Genomic DNA, 24,960 nt, shown 5'->3' on the forward strand with positions numbered 1-24,960 from the left:
CTCCCTTCGAATGAGCCGTTTCCAGGGGAAGCGCGTAAAGCCGGGGTTCTGGAGGACCGTGGACGTGAAAGATGGGGTCCAGCAGGATTTCCCCGGCCCCGTTCCCCTGTACGACGTCACGGACGAACAGCTCGCCGCCGAGCTGAAGAAGGCCGCCGGGAAGAGGCCCGTCCACCACCCGGTCGGTGAACTGCTGGGCCGGCACTGGGAGGCCGCCTACTCCTACGCCCGGCTGCTCACGGACGGCGCGCATCCCGCCGGAATGCTCACCACGGCCGCATTCACCCGGCTCTTCGAGGACTCCGCGCGGCAGGGCGGACCGACGGCCGCCTGGCGGCCTCACCTGCTCGTCGCCATCCGGCGGCTGGCCGGGGAATGGGACACCGACCACAGGTACGCACTCCTGGATCCCGCCCTGCGGTCCGGACCGGGTACCAGGGAGCGCGCCGCGGTCCGGCTGCTGCCGCCGGAGAACAGGCGGCTCGTCTCCCGGGCCTTCCAGCGGTTGTCCGAACCGGCCCGCTGCCTGCTGTGGCACGTCGAGGTCGAGCGCGAGGACATCGCCGTCCCCGCGGCCCTGCTGGGAATCGACCCCGGGGACGCCGCCATGAGGCTGGCCCGGGCCCGCACGATGCTGCGCGAGGCCTGCCTGGACATCCATCGGGAGTACGCCCCCGACGAGCACTGCCGCCGCTATGCGCGCCTCCTGGACGTCTCCCTGCGGCGGGACGGCGGCCTCATCGACCTCGACCTGCGCCGTCACATGGACGGCTGCCCCCACTGTCACAACGCCGCCGAGCAGCTGGAGGGCTTCGGCCATCGGTTGCCGCTCCTGCTCGCCGAGGGCGTGCTCGGCTGGGGAGCGCAGGCATACCTCGACACGAGGGGCGCGCCAGAGCCTCGGTCCGAGGCTCCTCCGACGCCCGCGCCCTGGCCGGTCGGAGGGGAGCCGCTCATCGACCCGGCCGATGTCCGCCCGGCGCCCCCCGCCACAAAGATCCCGGCGCCCCCGGAGGCAGCCGCGCCCTTCGGCGGCTTCGGCGACGGGCCACCGGACGCACCCGGCGGCGGAATCGGCCGGCTCGCACGCGCCGAGTCGGCGGAGCCCGCCACGCGCTGCTCCGCCGGGCACCGGGCTCCGGGCCGCTCGCCCCAGCCGTGGCAGCTCGCGCTCGCCGTTGCCGCGGTCGGCGCGCTCGTTGTCGTACCCCTGGCCGTATGGTCCGGTTCCGGAGGACAGCCCGATGCGGTCGCGGCCAAGCCCTCCGGCTCGCCCGGACCGAGCAGTACCAGTGGCGCCGAATCCCCCTCATGGGTCGGCACCGCCGCCGTTGTACCCACGGGCGCCTTCGAGGGCCGGCTGCGCAACCAGGAGAGCGGACTGTGCGTCGGCCTCGACCGGAAGGACGCGGTCGCGGGCGCGGAGGCCGTGCTGGTCTCCTGCGACTCGTCCGCGACCCAGCAGTGGGCCTACACGGCCGACGGACTGCTGCGCAGCGCTGCCGCCCGGGACCTGTGCCTCGACTCCCATCTCGGCTACTCGGTGCAGCTCGCGGCCTGCGCGGGGCGTTCGGAGCCCTCCGGGAAGAACGTCCGCTACGCCTTCACCCGCCAGGGCAGCCTCATACCGGGCTGGAACCAGGATCTGGCCCTCACCCCCGCCTCGTCCGACCAGGACGCGGGACTCGTGCTCAAGCCGCGTACAGGGGACGGCACCCAGCGCTGGTTCGTGGACGCCTCGAACGCGCCGCGGGCGCACGCGGCGGACTGAGGGCCCGCCGTGGACCCACGCCGTGCCCGCCTCCCCGGCCGGGCCGGCGGGACACTGGTTTTGGCCGTCCCGGCCGTCATTCGTCCAGCAGGCTCAGCTCCGCCCAGATCGTCTTCCCCTCGGCGGTGTGGCGGCTGCCCCAGCGTTGGGTGAGCTGGGAGACCAGCAGCAGACCCCGGCCGCCCTCGTCGTAGGCCCTGGCCCGGCGCAGATGCGGAGCGGTGTGGCTGCTGTCGGAGACCTCGCAGATCAGCGTGGTGGCGTCATGGATCAGCCGGAGCCTGATCGGCGGATCGGCGTACCGTATGGCGTTGGTGGCCAGCTCGCTCACCACCAGCTCGGCCGTGAACACGCTGTCGTTCAGGTTCCAGGCCGAGAGCTGCCCGACCACATGCCTGCGCATCGCCGCGACCAGCGCGGGATCGGCGAAGATGTCCCAGGTCGCGACCTGGGAGGCGGGCAGTCCGTGGGTGCGGGCGAGCAGCAGCGCCACGTCGTCGTTGATGCCGCACTGCGGAAGCAGGGCCTGCAGGATCCGGTCGCAGGCATCGTCGAGCGAGCCCGTGACCTGCGCCGCGCCCGCGGTCTGCCCAACATCCACCACCGGTCCCGCGTCCGGGGTGGTGGCGGCCGCGGTGCCTGCCGCGAGAGCCGAACACAGCAGCCGGCGGCTCGCGTCGGCGTCACGGTCGCGGCCTTCGACCAGCCCGTCCGTGTACAGGCCCAGCACCGTGCCCACGGGCAGGTCGACCTCGGCCGATTCGAAGGGCAGTCCGCCCAGGCCCAGCGGTGGACCGCTCGGCAGCTTGATCTCCCGGGGCGGCTCGTCGGGCGGCATCACGACCGGCGCAGGATGACCCGCCCGGGCGAGCGAACACCGGCGCGAGACCGGGTCGTAGACCACGTACAGACAGGTGGCCCCCACCTCGCCGACCGCGCCATCGGGGCCGGTCTCCTGGGAGAGCCGCACGACCAGATCGTCGAGGTGGGTGAGCAGTTCGTCCGGCGCCAGGTCGATGTCGGCGAGCGTCTGCACCGCGGTACGCAGCCGTCCCATCGTCGCGGACGCCTGGATGCCGCGGCCGACCACGTCTCCGACGACCATCGCGACCCGCATCCCGGACAGCGGGATCAGATCGAACCAGTCGCCGCCCACCCCGGCACGGGCCGCGGGCAGATAGCGGGAGGCGGCGTCCAGAGCGGCGGTCCGGGGCAGCGTGCGCGGCAGCAGGCTGCGCTGAAGGGCGAGCGCGGTCCTGCGTTCGCGCGAGAAGCGCCGGGCGTTGTCGATGCAGACGGCGGCCCGTGCCGTGATCTCCTCGGCGAGCAGTACATCGTCGGGGGTGAAGGGGTCCGGCCGCCTGAAGCGGGTCAGCACGGCCACGCCGAACGTTCCGCCGCGGGCCATGATCGGCACCGACATCGTGGAGTGCACGCCGAATTCATGGACCCAGGAGCGGCGGGCCGGGTCCCGGTCGAGCCATTTTGTGAGCGAGGTCGCGGCGTCGGCCGCGACGATCGTGCGGCCGGTCACCAGGGAGTCCGCCTGCGGGGAGGCGTCGGGGTAGACACCGACCTGCCCCGGCTCGACCAGCGCCTCCGGGCAGCCGGGAGTCACCGACTGGTGGGCCGCCCGGCGCAGTGTGACCGGCGCGGCGGCCGGGGCCGGGCCCGGCTCGGAGCCGTCGGCGGGCGGGTCCAGCAGATCGACGGAGACGAAGTCGGCGAGCGCGGGCACGCACACATCGGCCAGCTCCTGTGCCGTGCGCGTGACGTCCAGGGCGGTGCCGATGCGGACACTCGCCTCGTTGACCAGCTGCAACCGCTCCCGGGCCAGATACTGATCCGAGAAGTCGTGCGCGGTCATGCACACCCCTCGTACCCGGCCGCCCCCGTCGGTGAGCGGTGCCAGCCGCACCAGCCAGGCATGCGCGTGGTCCTCTCCGCCCGAGCGCATGTACGTCTGCACGTCACGCCCCCGTCCGCAGTCCAGCACCTCCTGCGCCTGACGCTCGATCTCCTCGCCCTCCAGCCGCCCGCTGAGCTCCGACGGCCGCAGGCCCCGGATGTTCTCCTCGGGCAGTCCGAGGACCCCGGTCATCGCCTCGTTGACGCCGCACAGCCGGAGATCCTCGTCGTAGACGGCGAGAGCGCAGGGTGCCGCTTCCAGGGCGCTGCGCATCAGGGGTTCGCGGTCCGGGCAGGCACAGGAGCCCAGTGGGGTGACCACCAGCCATTCACCGCCGTGCTCGGGCCGGTGATGGGCCAGCAGCCACAGCCGCACGGCGTGGCCGTCACGATGCCGCAGCCCCACCGTGCCGCTCCAGCGGAAGCAGTCTTCTTCGGGTGCGGGGACAGCCTCCCCGGGGACGAGCAGCTCGGCGGCGGGGCGGCCCTCGGCCTCTCCGGGCTCGTAGCCCAGCAGCCGCCGGGCGTGCTCGTTCCACTGGACCAGTACGCCGCTTTCGTCGACGACGGCCCGGGCCGTGGCGGCACCGCCGGAGCGGGAGGGATGGACCGGGCTCATCGACGCAACTCCCTTGTGCGCACTCCCAGTGACCGAGCACATCACTCGTGTTCCAGCCTAGTGCGTGGCCGGATTTCGTACCTGGGCCGGGTGGGGTAGGGAGGACCGCAAGGCACCGGCGTTCGGCTGCTGCTGGTACCGCTCTCACCTGGTTCTGACCTGGGTGTATTTACCGGTGAGTACCCTCGCGGTAGCGTGTGCGTCATGCCAGCCCTCAACGTGGAGTTCAGCGACCGGGAACTGGAGGACCTGCGGCAGATCGCCAAGGAGCGCGGTACGTCGATGAAGGCCCTCGTGCGGGAGGCCGCCGCCGCCGACATCGCGCGGCACCGGGCGCTGCAGGAAGGCGCCGAGACATTCCGGCAGTTCTTCGCCGCGCATGCGCAGGAGTTCGCCGCCGCCTTCCCGGAGGACGAACCCGGCACCGGGAGCGAGGGGCGGGGCGCCTGAGCGATGGCCTCCTCCGTCATCCATATCGACGTGCCCTGGCTGCTGCAACGCCATGAGGAAGTGCTGCCGGAGCAGCCCGTGATCAACGACTTCTCCGCGTTGGTCGCCGCCGTCGCACGTCACCGCGTGGACCCGCCGCGTCTCGGCGTCGACTCCGATCCGGCCTGGCGTGCCACCGCACTGCTGCACACACTGGCGCTGCTCAAGCCACTGCCGTCGGCCAACGCGCGCTTCGCCTGCGCCACGGCGGTCGCCTACATGTTCGTCAGTGGCGCCGGTATCGACCCGCCGTACGGCGCCCTGGTCGACCTCACCCGCGACCTCATCTCCGGAAAGGCCGATGTCTACGCCGCCGCCGACCGGCTGCGGTCCTGGCAGATATGACGTTCCGACCGGACGTACCGACGCCGGGGCGGCCGAGGCCGGCGGGGCAAGCTCCGGATCGTCCACATAGTACGCATGGATTTTCGAAATCCGGTACGCATGTGCGATGTTGACACCGAGTCCTGACTGTTATTCACATTGGTGCCGATGTTGTTCATGTGCCTTGTTGGCAGTGAGTGACATGTGCAAGGGTTACTTTCCTGTGCATGGGCAATGCCGCCCCGAATCGCAGCCCGTCATTCACGGCCACAGGAGAGCTCAAAAGGCGCATCCTCCGACAGCCGCCTCGGCGCGGCCTTCACCCGCGGCCTTTCCCGTGCACCGCCTGCTTCGCCGAAACGGTCCGCACTGATCCGGCTCCTTTCGGCGACCAGAACTCCGTGTGCCGCCTTGCGCCGTGGAAGGAAACGCTCAGTGCACACCCCCCACCCCCCGCGTCCGTCCTACCCTCCCCGCCCCGGCATGGCGCCCGGGGAATCCGACGAAATCCTGGCCGGCCGGTTCCGGGGCCGTCCCGCCGGAGAGGTCACCCAGCCCGTCGCCCTCCTGATGGCCAGACACTGGCAGTCGGCGCACGACTACGCCGTCATCTGCCTCGCCTCCAAAGCCGACGTCGCCTCGATGGTCACCGCCACCGCCTTCCACCGCATACTCGGCCACCTCCAGCGTTCGGGGTCCGCGGCGGCCCTGCGGCCCCAGCTGCTCGTGGCGGTACGGGACACGGTCAGGGAATGGTCGGCGCAGGACGCGATATCCGGCGCTCTTCCCGAGCTGGACAAGCCCGCGGGCGGTCGCGGAATGCGCACCGCGAAAACCCTGACGCGAGAGAACCGCGGACTCGCCGAACGCTCCTTCCAGGCCTTGCCCGGACTCGCCCGCTGCCTGCTGTGGCACACGGAGGTGGAGGCCGAGCACATCTCGGTCCCGGCCGTTCTGCTGGGCATGGACTCCGAGAGCGCGGCGGCGGCACTGGAACAGGCGCGCGAACAGTTCCGGGCAGCCTGCGTACGGTCCCACCGGGAACTCGCGCCGACCGATGAATGCCGATTCCACAACCGGCTCCTCGACGTCCCCATCCGCCGGGGCGGCGCCCTGCTGCCGGACGTCGAACAGCATCTTCTGGAGTGTCGTTACTGCCGCTCCGCGGCAGAGCAGTTGAGCCATTTCGAAGGCGGACTCGGCGGGCTGCTGGCCGAAGCGGTCCTGGGCTGGGGAGCACGCCGCTATCTCGACTCCCGGCCGGGCCGCGCCGCGCGGACAGACCGCGGCGGGGGCGGTTCGGGCCTCGGGCGCAGGCGCCCCGGCGGCGGGCGCCACCGGCCGCTGTCCCCGGTTCCGGGGGTCGCCCGGCGCACCCTGCCGGGGGAGTCGAACACCCGGGCACTGCTGACCGGGGTGGGCATCGCGGCGGCAGGGGTGCTCGCGACATTCCTCGTCGTGGGCATGTGGTCGGACCACGACGGTGCCGACCCGGTCGCCTCCACCAGCGCGAGCGACGGCCGAACGTCGCTCACGCCCGGCCCCGGGGCGCCGCCCACCGGCCCGCCGCCGTCGAGCACGGCCGGGGTGCCCGTGGTCCCCCAGCAGACCAGGCTGCGCGATGTGGCCGACGGCCAGTGCCTCGACATCCGCGGCACGGTGAAGCCGGGCGCCTCCACACGGCTCGCGGCGTGCACGTCGGCGTGGACCCAGCAGTGGTCGTACGAGAGCGACGGGCTGCTGCGCAGCGTCGCCGACCTGGGGCTGTGCCTCGACTCCCGCTCCACGGCCGGGACCGCCACCCTCAGCCGGTGCGACGACGCCACCGGGGCGCACGTCGACGACGTCCGCTACGACCTCACCGTGCAGGGCGAGCTGCTGCCCCGGTGGAGCAAGGGCCTCGCGGTCACTCCCGCCGGTTCGGGAGCGGGCGCCGAGGTCGTCGTCAAGAACCGCGACGGCTCGGACCTGCAGCGATGGGCGACCGACGGGCAGACGACCAAGACCTGAGCGCTCCGCGCGAATTGCGGTTCATCGTCCGCGGGTCCGTCGTGGCCGGTCGCGCCCGCGCGGCGGAGCCGCATACCGACAGGGCCCCGCGCCCCCTCAGGGCGCCACAAAACCGGCGGGGGCTCCACACCGTCCGCCCAGGCGGCGCGGCGCCCCGGCGTTCACCGACGGGGCGCCGCGCCGCGTCGTTCACGAGACGACGTCCCGCGGCTCACCTCCGGCCACGAAGTCGGCCGCGTTCTGGACCGCCGCCAGCGCGATGCGTACGAGGGTCTCCCGGGTGACGCCGGCGACGTGCGGGGAGAGCACCACGTTCGGCGCCTTGAGCAGCCGGAGCGCCGCGGTGGGCGGTTCGGGGTCGAAGACATCGATCCCCGCTCCGGCCAGGGTGCCCTTCTCCAGGGCGTCCGCGAGCGCGTCCTGGTCGATCAGGGCGCCCCGCGCCGTGTTGATCACGAACGCGGTCGGTTTCATCAGCGCGAGCCGCCCCGCGTCCAGCAGATGCCGGGTCGCGTCGGTCAGCGGCGCGTGCAGGGTCACATAGTCGGACGTGCGCAGCAGTTCCTCGAGTCCGACATGCCGGGCGCCGCCGAGGCGTGCCTCGGTCTCCTCGTCCAGTCGGCTGGGACCGGCGTACAGGATGGTCATGTCGAAGGCGAGGGCGCGGCGCGCGACCTCCTCACCGATGTGGCCGAGTCCCACGATGCCGAGGGTCTTGCCGGACAGTTCGGTGATGGACTGCTGCAACCGCGGCAGCGCCCAGTCGGCGTCGACGAGCGCGGTGTGCGCCGGCACCAGCTGCTTGGCCAGCGCGAGCATCAGCGCGAAGGTCTGCTCGGCCACATTCTGCTTCTCGGCACCGCTGGAGCCGATGTTGCACACGGGCACGTTCCGGGCGCGGGCCGCCTCCAGATCCACGTAGTCGAACCCGTGGCTGGCGCACTGGATGAACTCCAGCCGGGGCGCGGCGGCGATGTGTCCGGCCGTGACCGGGCCGAGCCCGGTGACGATGACATGGGCCTCGCGCAGCGCCGCCGGATCCTCGTCGGTCCGCTCCACCACGGTGACACGCGCCTCGGCGGGAAAGATGGTGGCAAGCGCGGCGCCCGCCTGGCGCCCGCCCACATGCGGCGAGACTACGGCCAGGACGTTCTTGACTTCGGTCATGCGGATTCCTCGATCAGGTCGGCGGCCGTGACGGTGGCGGGAGTGGCGTGCCCGGACAGGGCGAGGGTGAGGTCGAACTCGGCGAGCAGGCAGCGGATGACGTGCTCGACGCCCGCCTGACCGTCGAGCCCGAGCCCGTAGGCGTACGGCCGCCCCACGAGCACCGCCCGCGCGCCGAGCGCCAGGGCCTTGAAGATGTCGTCGCCGGTGCGTACGCCGCTGTCGAACAGCACGGTGGTCCGGTCTCCGACCGCCTCCACCACCCGCGGCAGCGCGTCACCGGCCGCCACGGACCCGGCGACCTGCCGTCCGCCGTGGTTGGAGACCACCACACCGTCCATCCCGGCGTCGACGGCCCGGCGCGCGTCGTCCGGGTGCAGGATGCCCTTCAGCACGATCGGACCGTCCCAGTTCTCCCGCAGGAACGCCAGATCCGGCCAGGTCTTTCCAGGATCGGCGAACATGCCGACGAAATGCATCACGGCCGCGTCGGGGTCCTCGTGCACCGGCTTCGCCAGCCCCGCCTGGAACGCCGGGTCGGAGAAGTAGTTGGCCGTGCCCACGCCGTGCAGGAACGGCAGATACGCCTGATCGAGGTCGCGGGGCCGCCAGGCCAGCAGCGGTGTGTCGAGGGTGACCATCAGCGCGGTGAACCCGGCGTTCTTCGCCCGGGTCAGAAAACTGCGGGTGACCTCGCGGTCCTTGGCCCAGTACAGCTGGAACCAGCGCTCGCCGTCGCCCGAGGCCTCGGCCACCTGCTCCATCGGGGTGCTGGAGGCGGACGAGAGGATGTACGGCACGCCCTGGGTTGCCGCCGCCCGTGCGGCCGCCGGCTCCGCGTCCGGATGCATGATCGACAGGACGCCGACCGGAGCCAGGGCGAGCGGCGCGGGCAGTGAACGCCCAAGCACCTCGACGGACAGATCACGTTCGTGCACGTCCCGCAGCATGCGCGGCACGATCCGGCGGCGCCCCAGCGCCGCCCGGTTCGCCCTCGCGGTGCTGCCGTCGCCCGCGCTGCCCGCCACGTAGCCGACCGGCCCGGGCCCGAGCCGCTGCTCGGTGAGCTCCTCCAGCCTGGTCAGATCGGTGGGCAGCCGCGGTACGGCGCCCGTCATGCCGTTCAGGTAGATCTCGTACTGGAAGTCCGCCCAGTGCTTCGCCATCCGTACGTTCCGCCTCTCGTCCCCAGGACCGCGCTGTACGGCACGATCCTTGCGACTGTGACAAGGGGCGGTCCACCGTGGTGCGCACATTCTGACGCTGGGATCATCACTATGTGATAAATCAGCCGCCGCAAGCCAGGAGCCGGGTCCGGGACGAGATCGTGGCCGACCCTCGGGTGGTGGAGGCGGTCGTGGCCGCCGTCCACGAACAGGTGCCGGTGTACGCGGCTCTCGACGACCGCCGGCTCCCGGAGGTGCGCGCCATCGCGGCCTGGGGCGTGGACCGGCTGCTGCATCTGTGGGCCACCGACGCCTCGCTGGAACCCGCCGATCTGCGCCGGTTCCGCGGGATCGCGGCGGCGCGTGCCGCGGACGGCCGGCCCGTGCAGGCGGTGCTGCGCGCCTACCGGGTGGCGGGGACGGTCCTCACCGACGAGATCGCCGCCCGTGGGAGGGGTCTCACGGCGGCGGACGGGCTCGCGCTCGCCCGGGTGCTGCTGACCGCGCTGGACACCTTGTCGGAGGAGATGGCCACGGCGTACGCCGCGACGTCCGCGGACCTCGCCGGGGACCGCGACCGCGCGCTGCGCCTGCTCCTGGACGACCTGATCGCGGGACGGCACGCCTCAGGGGGCGCGCTGACGGACCGGTCGGCCCGGCTCGGCGTCCACCTCCCCGATCCGTACTGCCTGCTCGTGGCCGAACCGGCCGGCGCGGGCGGCTCGGACATGTCGTACGAGGCGGCTGCCGGACTGCTCGGCGCACTCGGCGGCGACGGTACGTCCCTGTCGACGGTCCGCGGCTCGCGCGCCGTCCTGCTGCTGCCCGCGAAGGCCACCGACCGGGCGCCCGCCGTCCTCGCCGAGCGCGGCTGGCGGGGGTGCGCGATCACGCGGGAGGGCCTGGACCGCGTCGCCATCGCCCACCGGCTGGCCGCCGACGCACTCGACACGGCGCCCGGCCACGCCCACCGGCCCGGCCGTGTCCTGGGCGACGCCGACGCGCATGTCCTCGCCCTGCTCGCCGGACATCCGGCCGCCACCCCGGACCACATCGCGCGCCTCGTCCTCGGCCCGCTGACCGAGCCCGGGCAGAGCCATCTGCTCCAGGCCCTGACCGCGTACATCGACGCGGGCTCGGCGACCGAAGCCGCGCGCACACTCCATCTGCACCCGCAGTCCCTGCGCTATCGCCTGCGCCGCGTCCACGCCCTGACGTCCCGCGACCCGCGCGACCCCTGGCAGCGCCTGACCCTGGACATCGCCCGGACGATCGGGGCGTGAGACGGCGCCACCGGCCTTGGGTCCCGCTGCGAGCCGGACCGCTGACCGCGGCAGGAATACCCGTCCCCCGGGGCGGGGAGCACGACAACATGAACCCGAGCCGGCCGCCGACCGCGGACCTGCGGCGTCTGCTGGACGAGCGCACCGCCGATCTGCAGCGGGTGAAGGCCGAGTACGACAACTACCGCAAGCAGGTCCGCCGCGACCGTCTCGCGGTACGCGAGGTCGCCACGGAGAACGTGCTGCGGTCGCTGCTGCCCGTGCTGGACGCCCTCGAAGCGGCCCGACGGCAGAAGGCCATGGACCCGGGGCTGCGGGCCGTCGCCGAGGTCCTCGAGGCTCAGCTGGGCTCCCTGGGGCTGCGAGCGTTCGGACAGCCGGGGGATCCGTTCGACCCCACGCGGCACGAGGCCGTGACCCACCTGGTCTCCCCGGCCGCCGTCCGCCTGACATGCACCGAGATCCTGAGCCCCGGATACCGGGTGGGCGGCCGGCTGCTGCGCGCCGCACGGGTCACCGTCACCGGGCCGCCCCCGGGCTGACCGCCTCGCGGCGGCCCTGCACTTTCTTCGCGAGCCGAGGAAAGCCCGTTCCAGGCCCGCAAAGCGGAATGTTTCAGGCCGATTGCCGAGGCATGCGAATCCGGCCATCTGGGTGTCGCTGACGGTCGGTACCCGTGCGATTACAGGGCAGGGGCGTTCAAATTCCGTAACTTCACGCCACTGTTTCAATACTCAAAGTTACCGAAATACAGGGGGTCGATGTGAGTTTCGTGTGCAGAGTCGGCAGACTCCGGCACGCCGAACCGGCACCAGACCGGACCGGCTCACGGCTTCAACGCCGCCGTGGGACCGGACCGGCACTCCGAATACGAGCGGAAGGATGCACACAATGCCGAACACCGCGCGCTGGGCAGCCACTCTCACCCTGACGGCCACCGCCGTCTGCGCCCCCCTCAGCGGATCCGCGCTTGCCGCCCCGAACGCCCCCGCCTCCCTCTACGCCCCCTCGGCTCTGGTCATGACCACGGGCCACGGCCAGAGCGCCGCAGTCGCCACGCCGCAACGCGCTGTCACGCTGAGCTGCGCCCCGAGCGCCTCCGGCAGCCACCCGGACGCCACCGACGCCTGTGCCGATCTGCGCGCCGTGGGCGGCGACCTGAGTCAGCTGTCGCCCAGGGCAGGCGTCTTTTGTACGAAGCTATATGACCCTGTGGTGGTCACCGTGCAGGGCGTCTGGCAGGGCAAGCGCGTCGACTACGAGCGTACGTTCACCAACGAGTGCGTGAAGAACTCCTACGGGACGGCTGTCTTCGCGTTCTGATAGACGCGGATCGCATGGCGACCGTGCACATGGAACCAGGGCTTGTGGCTGGGGAGCGTGAGCCCTGACGCGGAACGCCAAGTGATCTCGCAACGGGTCCGGCCGGACGGAGTGGGGCCGTCCGGCCGGACCCCGGTAACAACGGCAGACGAGGACCGGCGCCCAGGCGCACGGTCCTCGCTGTCGTATACGACCGAGCTGCCTCCGGGCTTTGCGGGAGCATCGGACTCACTCGTGCGGGTAGGGTCCTTCTGGCACATCGGCTGCCTGGGTTTCGGGTTCGTGGCCGCTTCCACGCTCGTGGGGGCGGCTTCCGTGTGTGACCAGGACGCCGCCCCCGTAGAAAGCAACGACATGACCTCCACGCCTCCGTCCCTCCTCACCGCCCCCGAGCGCCCCGCGGAGCCCGAGGACATCCGGCTCGTCGTCACCGACATGGACGGCACACTCCTGGACGGCACCGGAGGGATCCCCGAGGGCCTGTGGCCGCTCCTCGACCGGCTGCGCGAGCGCGGGGTGCTGTTCAGCCCGGCCAGCGGACGCCAGTACGCCACGCTGGCACGGCAGTTCGCCGAGGCGGGCGACGGGATGGTCTTCGTCGCCGAGAACGGCACCTACGTCGTACGCGACGGCGTGGAGCTCAGCTCCGACACCCTGGACGCGGCGGTGGCCGCCCAGGTCGTCGAGACCACGCGACGGCTCACGGCCCGGGGATCGGACGTCGGGGCCGTCCTGTGCGGCAAGAAGTCCGCCTACGTCGAGCGTTCGGACGAGGCCTTCCTGGCCGAGGCGCGGCGGTACTACGCCCTGCTGCGGCCCATCGAGGACCTGACCGCGGTCGAGGACGATTTCCTGAAGGTGGCCCTCTACGACTTCGGTCCCGTGGAGCGGTCCACCGCCCCCGCGCTCGAGCCGCTCATATCGACCCACCAGGTGGTCGTCTCCGGCGAGCACTGGGTGGACGTCATGAACGCCACGGCCAACAAGGGCGCCGCCGTCCGCAGGCTCCAGCAGGAGCTGGGCATCACCCCCGCCCAGACGATGGTGTTCGGCGACTACCTCAACGACCTCGAGATGCTCGACACGGCGGAGTGGTCCTTCGCCATGGCCAACGCCCACCCGGACGTGCTGCGGCGGGCCCGCCACACGGCGCCCGCCAACACGGACAACGGGGTACTGCGTACCATCGCGCGCCTGCTGCGCCTTCCGGAGCTTTCCTGACGCTGACGTCGGCGCGGCCTAGCCGCGGAGATCGTTCACCAGCACGGCCGCCCCGTCGAAGCGCCCCGCCTTCAGATCGCCCAGGGCCCGCCGGGCCTCGGACAGCGGATACCGGTGCGTCGTCGCCCGTACGCCGTAGCGGGCGGCGAGCTCGAGGAACTCCCGGCCGTCCCGGCGTGTGTTCGAGGTGACGCTGCGCAGCTCCTTCTCGTAGAACAGCTCGCTCTCGTAGCGCAGCACCGGTACGTCGCTGAGATGGATCCCCGCGACCGCGAGCACCCCGCCGCGGTCCAGTGCCCGCAGGGCCACGGGCACGAGATCCCCGGCCGGCGCGAACAGGATCGCCCCGTCGAGCGGCTCCGGTGGCGCGTCACGGGCACCCCCCGCGGACGCGCACCCGAGGTCCAGGGCCAGCCTCCGGGAGGCCTCGTCCCGGGTCAGGACGTGCACGGTGGCCCCCTGCGCCAGCGCGACCTGCGCGCACAGATGAGCGCTGCCGCCGAACCCGTACAGGCCAAGACGCCCGCCGCGGGGCAGTGAGGTACGCAGCAGCGCGCGGTAGCCGATGATGCCCGCGCACAGCAGCGGCGCGAGCGCCACGTCGTCCACATCCGCCGGCAGCCGGTAGGCGAAGGCGGCCGGCACGGTGGTGTACTCCGCGTACCCGCCATCGGCGTCCCAGCCCGTGTACTCGGAGGCCGGGCACAGGTTCTCCGCCCCGCGCGAGCAGTAGCGGCAGCTGCCGTCCGTGCGCCGGAGCCACGCGACGCCCACCCGGTCGCCGTCGGCCCACCCGCTCACGTCCGCCCCGGCCCCGGCCACTTCGCCCACGACCTCGTGCCCTGGCGTCACCCCCGGCCGGCGCACCGGCAGGTCACCCTCGGCCACGTGCAGATCCGTACGGCACACCCCGCACGCCCGCACACGGACCAGCAGTTCGCCGGGCCCCGGCACCGGGACGGGACGCTCCGTCCAGCGCAGCGGCTCCTCTTCGACGGGACCCGGTCGGTCCACCACCCATGCGCGCATCGCCCGTGCCTTGTCCCGTCCTCGGCTGCCCCTTTCCAGTGTCGGGCAGGACGGAGGTTCGGCGCGCGGCGCGGCCCGGGCCTGGCTAGCGTGAGGAACGGAATCCAGGAGGCCGCACGGGGAAGGTCGAACGCCATGGCGGTACAACCCGAGGGAACGCCCTGCTGGGCCGACGCGATGTTCAGCGATCTCGAAGGAGCCAAGAGCTTCTACGGGGACGTCCTCGGCTGGACCTTCGGCGAGTCGTCCTCCGAGTACGGCAACTACACACAGGCGTACGCCGACGGCAAGGCGGTCGCCGCCGTCGTGCCGCCCATGCCGGGACAGGAGGGCCAGTCCGCCTGGTGTCTGTACCTCGCCACGCCCGACGCCGCCGCGACCGCGGGCAGGATCAGAGAGCACGGGGGCGAGGTGCTGATGGAGCCGATGCAGGTGGGGGACTTCGGCACCATGGTGCTGGTCCGTGACCCCTCCGGCGTGTTCTTCGGTCTGTGGCAGGGCGGTGTCCACGAGGGTTTCGAGGCGAGAGGCGTGCCCGGCGCATACTGCTGGGCCGAGGTGTTCACCCGGGCACCGGAGAAGTCCGACGCGTTCTTCCCCGCCGTCTTCCCCTACCGGGCGAAGCAGATCGAGGACGACGCGATCGACTTCCGTATCTTCGAACTCGACGAGGGACCCGTGCTCGGCCGGATGAAGATGACGGACGATTTCTCGCCGGAAGTTCCGCCGTACGTGAACGTGTACTTCACCGTCGACGACTGCGACGCGGCAGTCGAGCGGGCGACCGGCCGGGGCGGCATTCTGCGGTTCGGCCCGATGGGGAGCCCGTTCGGCCGGATCGCCGCACTGAGCGATCCGCAGGGCGCGAACTTCTCGGTCATCGACGTCACCACCACCGAGGGCCGGATGCCGGAAACAACCGATGTGTCATGAATCCTGAGGGCCGCACCCGGACCCGGAGGGGCACCAGCGGCGTGGCATGATCGGGGCATGCCTGAACGTGTTGTGGCCGCCTGTGACGGGGCTTCGAAGGGAAACCCCGGACCCGCCGGATGGGCCTGGGTCGTCGCCGACGACGACGAGGTCCCGAGCCGCTGGGAGGCCGGCCCCCTGGGCACGGCGACCAACAACGTCGCGGAACTCACCGCGCTGGAGCGCCTGCTGACCGCGGTCGAGCCGGGCGTCGCGCTGGAGATCCGGATGGACTCCCAGTACGCGATGAAGGCGGTCACGACCTGGCTGCCCAACTGGAAGCGCAACGGCTGGCGGACCGCGGCCGGCAAGCCCGTCGCCAACCAGGACCTGGTGGTGCGCATCGACGAGCTGCTCGACGGGCGGGAGGTCCAGTTCCGCTACGTTCCCGCGCACCAGGTCGGCGGCGACCCCCTGAACGACTTCGCGGACCGCGCCGCCAGCCAGGCGGCCGGAGGGCAGGAGCCGGCGGGCAGCGCGTACGGGTCCCCGGAGCCGCCGCCGTCGTCCCCCGGACCCGCGGGGCCGGGTGCGGCCCGGCGGGCGGAGCCCGCGCGTAAGCGGGCGTCCGCGTCCGCGCGCACGCTCAAGGCGAAGTTCCCCGGACGGTGTGTGTGCGGGCGCTCCTATGCGGCGGGTGACTCCATCGCGAAGAACGCGCAGGGGTGGGGGCACCCGGAGTGCCGCTCCGAGGCCTGAGCACTGCGCCTGAGGCGCGTGACCGTCCGCGGGTCCGTCGTGGTTCTCGCGCCCGCTTCGCGCAGCCGCGTGGCGCCAGGGGCCCCGCGCCCTTGTAGGGCGTGCCTCGTGCCACCGCGCCTCGTGCCGCACAATCACCGCGCCCCCTTGCTCCCCTGGAGCACTTGCCCGGCCTGAGAGCGGTGGAGTCGCCGTATGCAGCCGGGCGGAGTACACCGGAAGAGGGGCGGTGAGCGGTGCGGGAGGTGACTTCCATGGCGGACGGCACGGGGGTCCCCGCCGCCTTCGACACCGGCATGGCGATCCTCGATGCCTTGTTCACCCGTTCCCCGATCGGCCTGATCGTCCTCGACACCGAGTTGCGGGTGCTGCGCGTCAACACCGCCACGCCGCCCATGCAGGGTCTGCGGGAGGCGGACCTGGTGGGCCGGCCCTTTCCCCGCTCGCACCATGTGGCGGAGCCGGAGAAGATCGAGGCGCTGCTGCGCGGGGTGCTGGACGACGGCGTACCGTTGCGGGACCGGATCGTGCGGGCGAGTCCCCCCGTCTACCACGGTCGCGAACGTCAGTACGAGGTTTCCGTGTTCCGCCTGGAGGCACCGGTCGGTACGGTCCTCGGCCTGGCGCTGACGGTGGTGGACGTGACCGACCGGGAGAAGGCCCGTGTCCGGCTGGCCGCCCTCGACGCCGTGCGTCAGCGTGTGGGACGCACCCTGGACGTGGCGTCGACCTGCCAGGAGCTGGTCGACGCGGTAGTACCCGCCTTCGCGGACGTCGCGGTCGTGGAGGTGGTGGACGCCGTGATCCGCGGCGACGACCCTCCGCTCGCCCCCCTGCCACGCGACGCCCGGCTGCGCCGTGCCGCCTTCCGCAGCAGCGCCGGAGAGGGCCGGTCCCAGGCGCACCCCGTGGGAGACGTGCGCGCTCTGCCCGGACCGACGCCGTACAGCCAGGCCCTCACCGACCTGCGGTCCCGTGCTGTGAGACTGCACTCCGGCCTGCCGTGGCTGGCAGCCGACCCCCCTCGCGCCCGTGCCATCCGCGAGTCCGGGGCGCACTCCCTCCTCGTCGTTCCGCTGGACCTGCGCGGCACGGTGCTGGGGCTGGTGAGCCTGTACCGCTCCCGGACGGCCGGCGCCTACGACGAGGCGGACATCGAACTCGCCCGCGACGTCGCCGGGCACACCGCGCTGTGCATCGACAACGCCCGCCGCTACACCCGGGACCACACGGTCGCGGCGACCGTCCTGCGGCACATGCTCCCGCTGCACCCCGCGTGCCACACCGCGCTCGAGGCCGACGGGATCGCCCGGACCGGCGGCGGAGGCAGCGGCTGGTTCGACACGATCGCCCTCTCCGGCGCCCGCACCGCCCTGGTCGCGGGAACGGTCTGGGGAGAGGGCCTCGCCGCCACGGCGACCGTCGGACAGCTGCGCACCGTGGTCCACTCCCTGGCCGCGCTCGACCTGGACCCGGAGGAACTCCTCGCACGTCTGAACGACACAGCGACACTGCTGGCCGCCGAGCGCGCCGACCTGCCGCCTACCAACCCCCTGTACCGTGAACCGGCCGGCGCACACTGCGTGTACGCCGTCTACGACCCGCTGACCCGGACCTGCACCGCCGCTCGCGCCGGATACCCGGCACCCGTGATCGTCCGTCCCGACGGAACCGTCGACCGCCTGGAAACCCCGGCCGGTCCCGCGCTGGGCAACACGGACCGCGCCCCGTTCGCCGCCGACTCCATCCCGCTCCCGCTCGGCAGCATGATCGCCTTCCCTGGCACCCCGGCCCTCGCCGCCTGTCTCGCCGCTACCGAGAGCCCCCTCCAGAAGGAGGACGGCCACCATTCGGTGCACGACCTGTGCGACGACGTCCTCTACAGCCTCCCGCCCGGCATCCAGAACGGTGATGTCGTCCTCCTGCTGGCCCGCACTCGGGGCTTCCCGCCCGATCGCGTGGCCACCCGGCAGCTCGACGACACGCCCGCAGCCGTCGCCATGGCACGCGAGTACACCCGTGACACGCTCGCCGAGTGGAGCGTGGCGGAGGAGACCGCGCTGAACGCCGAGCTCATCGTCAGCGAACTGGCCACCAACGCCCTCCGCTACGGAGGCCCGCCGCTGGAACTGCGCCTCATCCTGGACAGGGGACTCACCTGCGAGATGAGCGACGGGCGCGACACGGCGCCCCATCTGCGGCACGCCCGCACCACCGACGAAGGGGGGCGCGGGCTGTTCATCGTGGCGCAGCTGTCCCAGGCGTGGGGGACCCGCTACTCACCCGACGGCAAGACGGTCTGGACCGAGCTGGCGCTCAGCCCGGCGTGATGCGCGGTGTCCGAGGGAGCACCGCGCGGGCGGCGTCACCGGGATTGCGTCCTCCGGGGGATTCGCCCGCGCCCAGCCGCCCGTTCGCGCTTCCGGCCGCCCGGTGGCGCCGTTGAAGGGGTGTGACGAGCAAGCACACCTCTCTGCCGCCGGAATTGCGGGAACTGATCGAGTCGGGCCCCATGGCCCATCTGAGCACCATCAACCCCGACGGAAGCCCGCAGGTGACCGTCATCTGGATCGGGCTGGACGGCGACCAGATCGTCAGCGGCCATATGTCGCGGCATGTGAAGGTGCGGAACGTGACTCCTCCCCCGGCTGGAGCCGGGGGCTTCTCGCTATGCCGGGTTGGCGTCGCGACGGACCAGCCCGGCCCGTAGAACGTTGGTGGCTGCCACGGTGTCGGCGTGCGCGTGGTGGCCGCAGGCAACGCAGTGGAACTTTTCCTGTGTGGGCCGGTTCTCCTTGGGGGTGTGCCCGCATTCGGGGCAGGTGCGGGAGGTGTTGCGGGGGTCCACGGCGATCACTTCCCGTCCGGCGCTTTCAGCCTTGGCGTGCAGGATCGTCAGGAACACCCCCCATCCGGCATGGTTGATCGACTTGTTGAGCCCGGCTTTGGCAGTGGCCCCGTTGGGCAGGAAGCAGCCCGGCTGGTCGGTGTCGGGCTTGGGTCGTGGGGCCTTGCTCATGTTGCGGATCTTGAGGTCTTCGTGCGCGATGAAGTCGTGTGCGCGGACCAGGCCGAGCGCGGTCTTGTGTGCGTGGTCGAGCCGCTGGCGACGTACCCTGCCGTGGAGTTGGGCAACCTTGTCCACCGCGCGCTGATGGTTGGCGGTCCGGTCCTTCGCCTTGCATCGCGGGAACCGGGACAGAGCCTGCTGCGCTGCCTGGAGCTTCTGGGATGCACGTTGGCCATGGCGCGGGTTGGGCACGAACTCGCCGTTCGAGTCGGCGAGGAAGTTCGCGATGCCCAGGTCGATACCGGCAACGGAGCCGGTCGCCGGCAGCGGCTCCGGTGCAACCTGCTCGGTGGTCAGCACGACGTACCAGCGCTTGCCCTCACGCTGATGGTCTTGACCTTTCCCACCACCGGGCGGTGCTGGTTGACCTTGACGTGGCCAACGCCCTGGAAGCGGACGCGGGTGACGGGGTCGTGCGGGGTGGAGTCCCACCGGCAGCCGTCCCCGTCCTTGGGAAAGTCCACCGGGTCGAACCAGTTCACCCCGCGAAAACGCGGGTAACCAGGCGTGTCACCGGACTTGACCCGGCGGAAGAACGCGGCGAACGCCTTGTCGAGACGGCGTAAGGTGGCCTGCTGCGAACTGAACGACCAGCGGCCCTGACGCTCCGGATCGATCGCCCGGATCCCCGTCCTACTTTGCGGGGTCCTGCGGCGGCGCACCGCTGAGCATCGTCAAGGACTACATCGAGAACCAGAAACGCCCGGGATGACCATCACCCCCAGGCGCAGCGATCTCCGGCGCTTCGCGCCTCCCGGCCAAGGACCGCATTCCCGCCCGGCCTGAAGGGCAGGATTCCCTGCAAAGAACAAGGGATGGAGCGGGACCCGCGGGTCGTGCTGTCCTTCGACGCCCCGCGGGTCCCGGGCGCGTTCCTGAACGAATACGCCGTGCTCAGGGCGCGCGCCACCGTGCGGCCGAGCGAGGACGCATGGGATCTGCTCGACCGGCTGGCCAGGGTCTATGTCGCCCCCGACGCCGGCTGTCCGAGGCCCAAGGGCCCCGGGTACATCACGCGCTACTCCGTCGAACGCGTCGGCGGAGTCGGCCCCTGGGCGCCCCCCTCACATTGAACGGCGTCCCGCGCCCGTCGGCTCAGTCCGTGTCGAAGGTGTAGAACGCCTTGTGGTCCAGCAGGTCGGCCGGGCGCACGTCGTTCCACGGCTTCATGGTCTCGTCGAGGTCGACGACATCCGGTGTTCCGGCCGGCGGCACATAGCCGGAGTCCGGGTGGCGCTGCTGCCACTCGGCCCACAGTTTGTCGATGAAGGCGTGGTGCAGCCAGAAGACGGGGTCGTTGGGGGAGACCCCGGTCGCCATCTGGCCGCCCACCCACACATGGACGCGATTGTGCAGATTGACGCCGCGCCACCCCTCCAGATGATTGCGGAAGCCGTCCGAGGAGCTGTTCCAGGGCGCCATGTCGTACGTGGACATGGCGAGCACGGAGTCGACCTCCGCCCTGGTGGGCAGTTCGCGTACGCCGCTGCCGAGTGAGCGCCGCAGAAACGTACGGGCGTCCACGCGCACGGAGACGGTCCAGTTGCCGCCTGCCGCGGCGAACGGGCCGTCCATCACCCGTCCGTCCAGGGTGCGCCCCGTACCGCCGAGGAAGTCCGGCGCCCACAGCGAGGAGCGCGGTGAGCGGTCACGGGTCCAGTCCCAGTAGGGCAGTGCGACGGAGGAGTCGACCGACTGGAGTGCCCGCTCGAACTCGATCAGGAATCTTCGGTGCCAGGGCAGGAACGACGGGGACCGGTGTCCCGTCCGCTCGCCCGTGTCGGTGTCGCCCATGATGAAGGTGTTGTGCGTCGTGACGAAGGCGTCGTAGCGGCCACTGCGCTTGAGCTCGATGAGCGAGGCGACCAGCCGCCGCTTCTCGTCGGCGGTGAGGTCAGCCTGGTTCTTGCGTACGGTCATGTGCGGGATGCTCCGGAACTTCTCTGTGCGGGCGGTCAGTTGAACGGGACGAGCGCCGCGCCCCGCAGTTCCACGACGGCGGCGCGGGCGGCGTCGCGGGGGCTCGGAACGGGGTCGTAGTGGCTGACCACACTGATCCAGGTGCCGTCCGCGTTGCGCATCACATGCAGCTCGGCCCCGTCGATGAACACGCCGTACCCGTAGCCGTGGTGGTGATGACCGCCCATGGTGGCCCGGCCCTGTATCCGGCGGCCGAGGTACACCTCGTCGAAGGGCACGGGCTCACCGTGAGCGTGCCCGGAAGCGGGGGAGGAGGGCCGGCCGGCGGCCTGTGCCGGGGCGGCGAGTGCCTGTGCCGGCTCGGCGACTGCCTGGAAGCCGGCGGTGGCGGCGACGGCGGCCCCGGCCGCGAGAGCGTGACGGCGGGAGAGTTCGGGCATACGAAGTCCTTCCGGATGGAGGGGGGTTGGAGTCCTGTCCTGCCTATCCGTCACCGCGCCGGCCCGGGAAATCGAACGGAACCGGTTGGCCGAGATCCGGACAATTGCTGGCATGTCCTGCAAAGCTGAACAAAGATGATCTTGTTGCGGATGACCCTCCATGGGTGCCGGATGTGGAAATTCCGTTCCACGGGCGGACCTCGGGAAGGGATCCTTCGCGGCCCGCCGGTCGGGGGTGACGCCGCTCACCTCGCGCATATGACGCGAACCGGAGCCCATGGATCCGGGACGGGGGCCCGCCGGCACCGCCGATGTGCGGGGGTACCGGCCGTGTGCGCCCGGTTGGGTGAATGGCAATTCACCGGCTAGGGTGAATTTCCATTCACCCCGATTCCCGCCACCGCCGGAGCAGCCCATGCCCCCGATACCCGCCCCGTCCGACGGGCCGGACGCCCCCGCCGAGCCGGTGCCCCGGACCGGGGCGCGCGCCCGGCTGACGGTGCCGGTGCTGGCCTTCGGCGGCATTCTCATGGCGGTCATGCAGACGGTCGTCGTCCCCCTGCTGCCCGACCTCCCCCGGCTCACCGGCTCCTCCGCCGGCACCGTCTCGTGGATGGTCACGGCCACGCTGCTGGCCGGGGCGGTGCTCACACCGGTGCTGGGACGGGCCGGGGACATGTACGGCAAGCGGCGTGTGCTGGTCATCGCCCTCGGGCTGATGACGGTGGGCTCGGTACTGTGCGCACTGTCGTCCGACATCGGCGTGCTCATCGCGGCCCGCGCGCTGCAGGGGGCCGCGGCGGCGGTCGTCCCGCTCTCGATCAGCATCCTGCGCGACGAGCTGCCGTCCGAACGCACCGGATCCGCCGTCGCGTTCATGAGTTCCACCGTGGGCATCGGCGCGGCCCTGGGGCTCCCGCTCGCCGCGCTCGTCATCCAGTACGTGAACTGGCACGCCATGTTCTGGGTGACCACCGCACTGGGGGCCGCCGGTCTCGTCCTGGCCTGGTGGGCCGTTCCCGAGTCGTCGGTCCGTGCCCCCGGCCGCTTCGACGTCCTCGGCGCGCTCGGGCTCGCCGCCGGGCTGGCCAGTCTGCTGCTGGGAGTTTCCCAGGGCGGTCAGTGGGGCTGGGGAAGTCCCAGGATCCTGGGACTCTTCGCGGCCAGCGTGCTGATCCTGGCGCTGTGGTGCCTCCAGCAGCTGCGCGCCGAGCGGCCCCTGGTCGATCTGCGGCTCGCGACCCTGCCCCGGGTCGCCCTGCCCCACCTCACCGCCCTCCTGGTCGGCTTCGGCTTCTACGCCAACTCCCTGGTGACCGCACAGCTCGTCCAGGCCCCGAAGGCCACCGGCTACGGACTGGGCCTGTCGATCGTGGGCAGCGGCCTGTGCCTGCTGCCCGGCGGGGTGACGATGCTGCTGTTCTCGCCGGTCTCGGCGCGCATCTCGACGGCGCGCGGTCCGCGCATCACCCTCGCCCTCGGGGCGGCCGTCCTCGCTCTCGGCTACGCCGTACGCATCGCCGACAGCAGCCGGCTGTGGATGATCATCGCGGGTGCGACGATCGTGGCCACCGGTACGACGCTCGCGTACTCGGCGCTGCCCACGCTGATCCTGCGTGCCGTCCCCTCCGGCCAGACCGCGTCGGCCAACGGCGTGAACGTCCTCATGCGCACCGTCGGCCAGGCCACCTGCAGCGCCGCCGTCGCCGCGGTCCTGGTCCACCACACCCGTCCCGTCGCCGGGGCCCCCGTCCCCACCCTCCACGGTTATCTGCTGGCATTCGCGATGGCGGGTACGGTCGCCCTGGTGGCCTGTGCCGCCGCCCTCGCCATTCCCGGGGACCGGCCCTCCGGGCGCACCCGGCGGGCCCGGGGGCGGACGACGGCCACCCTCGACGATGCGATGGAAGGAGCATGAGCACCGTGACCAGCCCGCGCGCCACGGCTCCCACGAGCCGTACGGACGCGATGCGGGCGCACCGTGACGCCACGGACGCCCCCGCGTCGCGCCGTGACGCCGGGGCGACCAAGGCCGCGATCCTGCGAGCCGCCCGCCATCTCCTCGCCCGGCAGGCCCACGCGGACATCACACTCAAGGCGGTCGCCGACCGGGCAGGGGTCAGCCCGCCGCTGATCCTGAAGTACTTCGGGAACAAGGACACGCTCTTCTCGCAGGTCATGTCCTTCGAGACGGACGCGGTCACGCTGCTGGACGCGCCGCTCGCGGAACTCGGCCGGCATATGGTCCGCCATGTCCTGGTCAGCCAGACCGAGCAGGGCGCCGACCCGGTCCTGCGCATCGTGTTCGCGCCCCTGCACGGCGAGCAGGGCGACATCCTGCGCGCCAACTTCCGTACACAGGTCACCGAACGCCTCGCCGGGCGCCTGGACGGGCCCGACGCGGGCCTGCGCGCGGAACTCGCCGTGGGCGCGCTGCTGGGTCTCGGCGTGATGTTCGGCATCGCGCGCGGATCCCATCTGTGCGCCGCCGAGCTCGGCGACATCGTGGACCGCTGGGCACCGGCCGTCCAGGCGCAGCTGACCCCCAGACCCGAGCCTGCCCCCGGCCCTCCTGGCCCGAGCCTGCCGCCGGCCCTCCAGACCTGAGCCTGCCCCCGGCCTTCGTCGCGACCCGGCTCAGGCCACCCCTCGTGGCCGGAACTGGATGCTGATCCGGGGTCCGCTCGCCCGGGCGCTCTTCGGGATCGCGTGCTCCCAGGTCCGCTGGCAAGAGCCGCCCATCACGATCAGGTCGCCATGTCCGAGCGGACGCCTGATCGCCTCTCCGCCGCCGCGCGGTCTGAGCGCCAGATCGCGCGGCGCGCCCACGGAGAGGATGGCGACCATGGTGTCCTCGCGGGCGCCGCGGCCGATCCGGTCCCCGTGCCAGGCCACGCTGTCGCGGCCGTCACGGTAGTAGCACAGCCCGGCCGTGACGAAGGGTTCTCCCAGCTCGGCGGCGTAGTGCGCGGACAGGGTGAGGCGCGCCTCCTCCAGGACCGGGTGCGGCAGCGGATCACCGGCGCGGTAGTGCGACAGCAGCCGGGGCACGTCCACCGTCTGGTCGTACATCCGGCGCCTCTCGGCGTGCCACGGCACGTCGGCGCAGAGCCTCTCGAACAGGGCATCCGCTCCGCTCAGCCAGCCGGGCAGCAGATCGATCCAGGCCCCGGCACCGAGCACAGTACGCCGCACCCCGTCGAGGGGGCCGAGCCGGACGTCGTCCGTCTGGTCGAACAGGGAGCCCTGGAGGTGCATGGCCATGCGGTCAGCGTACCCCTGTATTCGAAAATCTGTTCTGATCTCCTCGAGGTGTGCGCCGGATCATGGACGGTATTGCGTCAACTCCTTTGCTGCGAATCAACCTTGCGCGCATGAGCGACGTCTTGATCGACAACGGCGGGCGGTACGCCTCTTCGCAACCCTTCGCGACCGTTCAGGAGTGAACTCCCGCGCGGGCGTCCCGGGTGGTATACGCATCGTGTAGAGAACGTGTGTATAGATGCCGGATCCCGTGCCTCCGCCGCTGTCCAGCTCACCCCGTCGTCG

General features: G+C 71.8%; 22 protein-coding genes and 2 pseudogenes. 16 read left to right on the top strand and 8 right to left on the bottom strand.

Annotated elements, in window-relative coordinates; translation table 11 throughout:
* The first annotated feature begins 64 nt into the window (after positions 1-64).
* Positions 65-1,771: a ricin-type beta-trefoil lectin domain protein gene (locus ABZ845_RS09500; RefSeq protein ID WP_360975326.1), complete on the top strand. Its 1,707-nt coding sequence runs from the start codon at positions 65-67 to the stop codon at positions 1,769-1,771.
* Positions 1,772-1,847: 76 nt separating this feature from the next.
* Here ABZ845_RS09500 and ABZ845_RS09505 read toward each other — a convergent pair whose 3' ends face one another.
* Positions 1,848-4,298: a SpoIIE family protein phosphatase gene (locus ABZ845_RS09505; RefSeq protein ID WP_360975329.1), complete on the bottom strand. Its 2,451-nt coding sequence runs from the start codon at positions 4,296-4,298 to the stop codon at positions 1,848-1,850.
* A 204-nt stretch (positions 4,299-4,502) separates the two neighbouring features.
* Between ABZ845_RS09505 and ABZ845_RS09510 the strand changes: the two genes are divergently transcribed.
* The 3 genes from ABZ845_RS09510 to ABZ845_RS09520 all read left to right on the top strand — a co-directional run bounded on the left by ABZ845_RS09510 (position 4,503) and on the right by ABZ845_RS09520 (position 7,121).
* Positions 4,503-4,748, top strand: a complete 246-nt coding sequence (locus ABZ845_RS09510) for a hypothetical protein (RefSeq protein WP_360975332.1) — start codon at positions 4,503-4,505, stop codon at positions 4,746-4,748.
* A gap of 3 nt (positions 4,749-4,751) precedes the next feature.
* Positions 4,752-5,132, top strand: coding sequence for a toxin Doc (locus ABZ845_RS09515; RefSeq protein WP_360975335.1), 381 nt, complete (start codon positions 4,752-4,754; stop codon positions 5,130-5,132).
* A 462-nt stretch (positions 5,133-5,594) separates the two neighbouring features.
* Positions 5,595-7,121 carry an RICIN domain-containing protein gene (locus ABZ845_RS09520; RefSeq protein WP_360975338.1) on the top strand — a complete coding sequence of 509 codons (1,527 nt, stop codon included), beginning with the start codon at positions 5,595-5,597 and terminating at the stop codon, positions 7,119-7,121.
* 189 nt (positions 7,122-7,310) lie between these two features.
* Here ABZ845_RS09520 and ABZ845_RS09525 read toward each other — a convergent pair whose 3' ends face one another.
* Complete coding sequence (locus ABZ845_RS09525; RefSeq protein ID WP_360975341.1) at positions 7,311-8,288, bottom strand: NAD(P)-dependent oxidoreductase; 978 nt, start codon at positions 8,286-8,288, stop codon at positions 7,311-7,313.
* On the bottom strand, positions 8,285-9,454 hold the full coding sequence (locus tag ABZ845_RS09530; RefSeq protein ID WP_360975344.1) for a lactate 2-monooxygenase: 1,170 nt from the start codon (positions 9,452-9,454) through the stop codon (positions 8,285-8,287). Before ABZ845_RS09530 ends, ABZ845_RS09525 begins: the two co-directional genes overlap by 4 nt.
* Before the next feature lie 161 nt (positions 9,455-9,615).
* Here ABZ845_RS09530 and ABZ845_RS09535 point away from each other — a divergent pair, with 161 nt between their 5' ends.
* From ABZ845_RS09535 to ABZ845_RS09550, 4 genes are all read left to right on the top strand, one after another.
* Positions 9,616-10,737, top strand: coding sequence for a helix-turn-helix domain-containing protein (locus ABZ845_RS09535; protein ID WP_360975347.1), 1,122 nt, complete (start codon positions 9,616-9,618; stop codon positions 10,735-10,737).
* Between the two features lie 89 nt (positions 10,738-10,826).
* The gene (grpE, locus tag ABZ845_RS09540) at positions 10,827-11,279 is read left to right on the top strand and encodes a nucleotide exchange factor GrpE (protein WP_360975350.1); all 453 of its coding nucleotides are present in this window, start codon (positions 10,827-10,829) and stop codon (positions 11,277-11,279) included.
* A gap of 349 nt (positions 11,280-11,628) precedes the next feature.
* A complete protein-coding gene (locus tag ABZ845_RS09545; RefSeq protein WP_360975353.1) occupies positions 11,629-12,060 on the top strand; it encodes a subtilase-type protease inhibitor in 432 nt (143 codons plus the stop codon).
* A 354-nt stretch (positions 12,061-12,414) separates the two neighbouring features.
* On the top strand, positions 12,415-13,281 hold the full coding sequence (locus ABZ845_RS09550) for a Cof-type HAD-IIB family hydrolase (RefSeq protein WP_360975356.1): 867 nt from the start codon (positions 12,415-12,417) through the stop codon (positions 13,279-13,281).
* 18 nt (positions 13,282-13,299) lie between these two features.
* Here ABZ845_RS09550 and ABZ845_RS09555 read toward each other — a convergent pair whose 3' ends face one another.
* Positions 13,300-14,310: a zinc-binding alcohol dehydrogenase family protein gene (locus ABZ845_RS09555; RefSeq protein WP_360975359.1), complete on the bottom strand. Its 1,011-nt coding sequence runs from the start codon at positions 14,308-14,310 to the stop codon at positions 13,300-13,302.
* A 135-nt stretch (positions 14,311-14,445) separates the two neighbouring features.
* Here ABZ845_RS09555 and ABZ845_RS09560 point away from each other — a divergent pair, with 135 nt between their 5' ends.
* From ABZ845_RS09560 to ABZ845_RS09575, 4 genes are all read left to right on the top strand, one after another.
* Positions 14,446-15,243 carry a VOC family protein gene (locus ABZ845_RS09560; RefSeq protein ID WP_360975362.1) on the top strand — a complete coding sequence of 266 codons (798 nt, stop codon included), beginning with the start codon at positions 14,446-14,448 and terminating at the stop codon, positions 15,241-15,243.
* A gap of 57 nt (positions 15,244-15,300) precedes the next feature.
* Positions 15,301-15,981, top strand: a complete 681-nt coding sequence (locus tag ABZ845_RS09565) for a ribonuclease H (RefSeq protein ID WP_360975365.1) — start codon at positions 15,301-15,303, stop codon at positions 15,979-15,981.
* A 254-nt stretch (positions 15,982-16,235) separates the two neighbouring features.
* A complete protein-coding gene (locus tag ABZ845_RS09570; protein ID WP_360975368.1) occupies positions 16,236-18,311 on the top strand; it encodes a SpoIIE family protein phosphatase in 2,076 nt (691 codons plus the stop codon).
* A 122-nt stretch (positions 18,312-18,433) separates the two neighbouring features.
* Positions 18,434-18,691, top strand: a complete 258-nt coding sequence (locus tag ABZ845_RS09575; protein ID WP_360975371.1) for a pyridoxamine 5'-phosphate oxidase family protein — start codon at positions 18,434-18,436, stop codon at positions 18,689-18,691.
* Here the strand turns inward: ABZ845_RS09575 and ABZ845_RS09580 are convergent.
* Positions 18,650-19,677 (bottom strand): annotated as a pseudogene (locus ABZ845_RS09580) (transposase); the annotation flags it as partial. The gene ABZ845_RS09575 and the pseudogene ABZ845_RS09580 sit on opposite strands and share 42 nt — an antisense overlap.
* Here ABZ845_RS09580 and ABZ845_RS09585 point away from each other — a divergent pair.
* Together ABZ845_RS09585 and ABZ845_RS09590 are read left to right on the top strand one after the other, a co-directional pair.
* Positions 19,677-19,763: pseudogene (locus ABZ845_RS09585) on the top strand (IS200/IS605 family transposase); the annotation flags it as partial. The pseudogenes ABZ845_RS09580 and ABZ845_RS09585 overlap by 1 nt on opposite strands.
* A 103-nt stretch (positions 19,764-19,866) precedes the next feature.
* Complete coding sequence (locus ABZ845_RS09590) at positions 19,867-20,124, top strand: hypothetical protein (protein WP_360975374.1); 258 nt, start codon at positions 19,867-19,869, stop codon at positions 20,122-20,124.
* 22 nt (positions 20,125-20,146) lie between these two features.
* On the opposite strand, the gene ABZ845_RS09595 is transcribed toward ABZ845_RS09590, so the two are convergent.
* Both ABZ845_RS09595 and ABZ845_RS09600 read right to left on the bottom strand, forming a co-directional pair.
* Positions 20,147-20,971, bottom strand: a complete 825-nt coding sequence (locus tag ABZ845_RS09595) for a tyrosinase family protein (RefSeq protein WP_360975377.1) — start codon at positions 20,969-20,971, stop codon at positions 20,147-20,149.
* 35 nt (positions 20,972-21,006) lie between these two features.
* On the bottom strand, positions 21,007-21,411 hold the full coding sequence (locus ABZ845_RS09600) for a tyrosinase cofactor (RefSeq protein ID WP_360975380.1): 405 nt from the start codon (positions 21,409-21,411) through the stop codon (positions 21,007-21,009).
* A gap of 415 nt (positions 21,412-21,826) precedes the next feature.
* Here ABZ845_RS09600 and ABZ845_RS09605 point away from each other — a divergent pair, with 415 nt between their 5' ends.
* Both ABZ845_RS09605 and ABZ845_RS09610 read left to right on the top strand, forming a co-directional pair.
* Positions 21,827-23,329, top strand: a complete 1,503-nt coding sequence (locus ABZ845_RS09605; RefSeq protein ID WP_360975383.1) for an MFS transporter — start codon at positions 21,827-21,829, stop codon at positions 23,327-23,329.
* Positions 23,326-24,018, top strand: a complete 693-nt coding sequence (locus tag ABZ845_RS09610) for a TetR family transcriptional regulator (protein ID WP_360975387.1) — start codon at positions 23,326-23,328, stop codon at positions 24,016-24,018. The genes ABZ845_RS09605 and ABZ845_RS09610 overlap by 4 nt, the downstream gene beginning before the upstream one ends.
* A 30-nt stretch (positions 24,019-24,048) precedes the next feature.
* On the opposite strand, the gene ABZ845_RS09615 is transcribed toward ABZ845_RS09610, so the two are convergent.
* Complete coding sequence (locus ABZ845_RS09615; RefSeq protein WP_360975390.1) at positions 24,049-24,675, bottom strand: alpha-ketoglutarate-dependent dioxygenase AlkB; 627 nt, start codon at positions 24,673-24,675, stop codon at positions 24,049-24,051.
* Positions 24,676-24,960: the final 285 nt, after the last annotated feature.

This window comes from Streptomyces sp. NPDC047022, assembly GCF_040644155.1.
Lineage (GTDB): Bacteria > Actinomycetota > Actinomycetes > Streptomycetales > Streptomycetaceae > Streptomyces.

Bases quoted from the DNA above. Each gene is read 5' to 3' on its own strand.
- ABZ845_RS09510 (WP_360975332.1), top strand. From the start codon at position 4,503: ATGCCAGCCCTCAACGTGGAGTTCAGCGACCGGGAACTGGAGGACCTG.
- ABZ845_RS09610 (WP_360975387.1), top strand. From the start codon at position 23,326: ATGAGCACCGTGACCAGCCCGCGCGCCACGGCTCCCACGAGCCGTACG.
- ABZ845_RS09550 (WP_360975356.1), top strand. From the start codon at position 12,415: ATGACCTCCACGCCTCCGTCCCTCCTCACCGCCCCCGAGCGCCCCGCG.
- ABZ845_RS09570 (WP_360975368.1), top strand. From the start codon at position 16,236: ATGGCGGACGGCACGGGGGTCCCCGCCGCCTTCGACACCGGCATGGCG.
- ABZ845_RS09600 (WP_360975380.1), bottom strand. From the start codon at position 21,411: ATGCCCGAACTCTCCCGCCGTCACGCTCTCGCGGCCGGGGCCGCCGTC.
- ABZ845_RS09505 (WP_360975329.1), bottom strand. From the start codon at position 4,298: ATGAGCCCGGTCCATCCCTCCCGCTCCGGCGGTGCCGCCACGGCCCGG.
- ABZ845_RS09520 (WP_360975338.1), top strand. From the start codon at position 5,595: ATGGCGCCCGGGGAATCCGACGAAATCCTGGCCGGCCGGTTCCGGGGC.
- grpE (WP_360975350.1), top strand. From the start codon at position 10,827: ATGAACCCGAGCCGGCCGCCGACCGCGGACCTGCGGCGTCTGCTGGAC.
- ABZ845_RS09560 (WP_360975362.1), top strand. From the start codon at position 14,446: ATGGCGGTACAACCCGAGGGAACGCCCTGCTGGGCCGACGCGATGTTC.
- ABZ845_RS09525 (WP_360975341.1), bottom strand. From the start codon at position 8,288: ATGACCGAAGTCAAGAACGTCCTGGCCGTAGTCTCGCCGCATGTGGGC.
- ABZ845_RS09595 (WP_360975377.1), bottom strand. From the start codon at position 20,971: ATGACCGTACGCAAGAACCAGGCTGACCTCACCGCCGACGAGAAGCGG.
- ABZ845_RS09590 (WP_360975374.1), top strand. From the start codon at position 19,867: ATGGAGCGGGACCCGCGGGTCGTGCTGTCCTTCGACGCCCCGCGGGTC.
- ABZ845_RS09515 (WP_360975335.1), top strand. From the start codon at position 4,752: ATGGCCTCCTCCGTCATCCATATCGACGTGCCCTGGCTGCTGCAACGC.
- ABZ845_RS09530 (WP_360975344.1), bottom strand. From the start codon at position 9,454: ATGGCGAAGCACTGGGCGGACTTCCAGTACGAGATCTACCTGAACGGC.
- ABZ845_RS09615 (WP_360975390.1), bottom strand. From the start codon at position 24,675: ATGGCCATGCACCTCCAGGGCTCCCTGTTCGACCAGACGGACGACGTC.
- ABZ845_RS09555 (WP_360975359.1), bottom strand. From the start codon at position 14,310: ATGCGCGCATGGGTGGTGGACCGACCGGGTCCCGTCGAAGAGGAGCCG.
- ABZ845_RS09545 (WP_360975353.1), top strand. From the start codon at position 11,629: ATGCCGAACACCGCGCGCTGGGCAGCCACTCTCACCCTGACGGCCACC.
- ABZ845_RS09565 (WP_360975365.1), top strand. From the start codon at position 15,301: ATGCCTGAACGTGTTGTGGCCGCCTGTGACGGGGCTTCGAAGGGAAAC.
- ABZ845_RS09605 (WP_360975383.1), top strand. From the start codon at position 21,827: ATGCCCCCGATACCCGCCCCGTCCGACGGGCCGGACGCCCCCGCCGAG.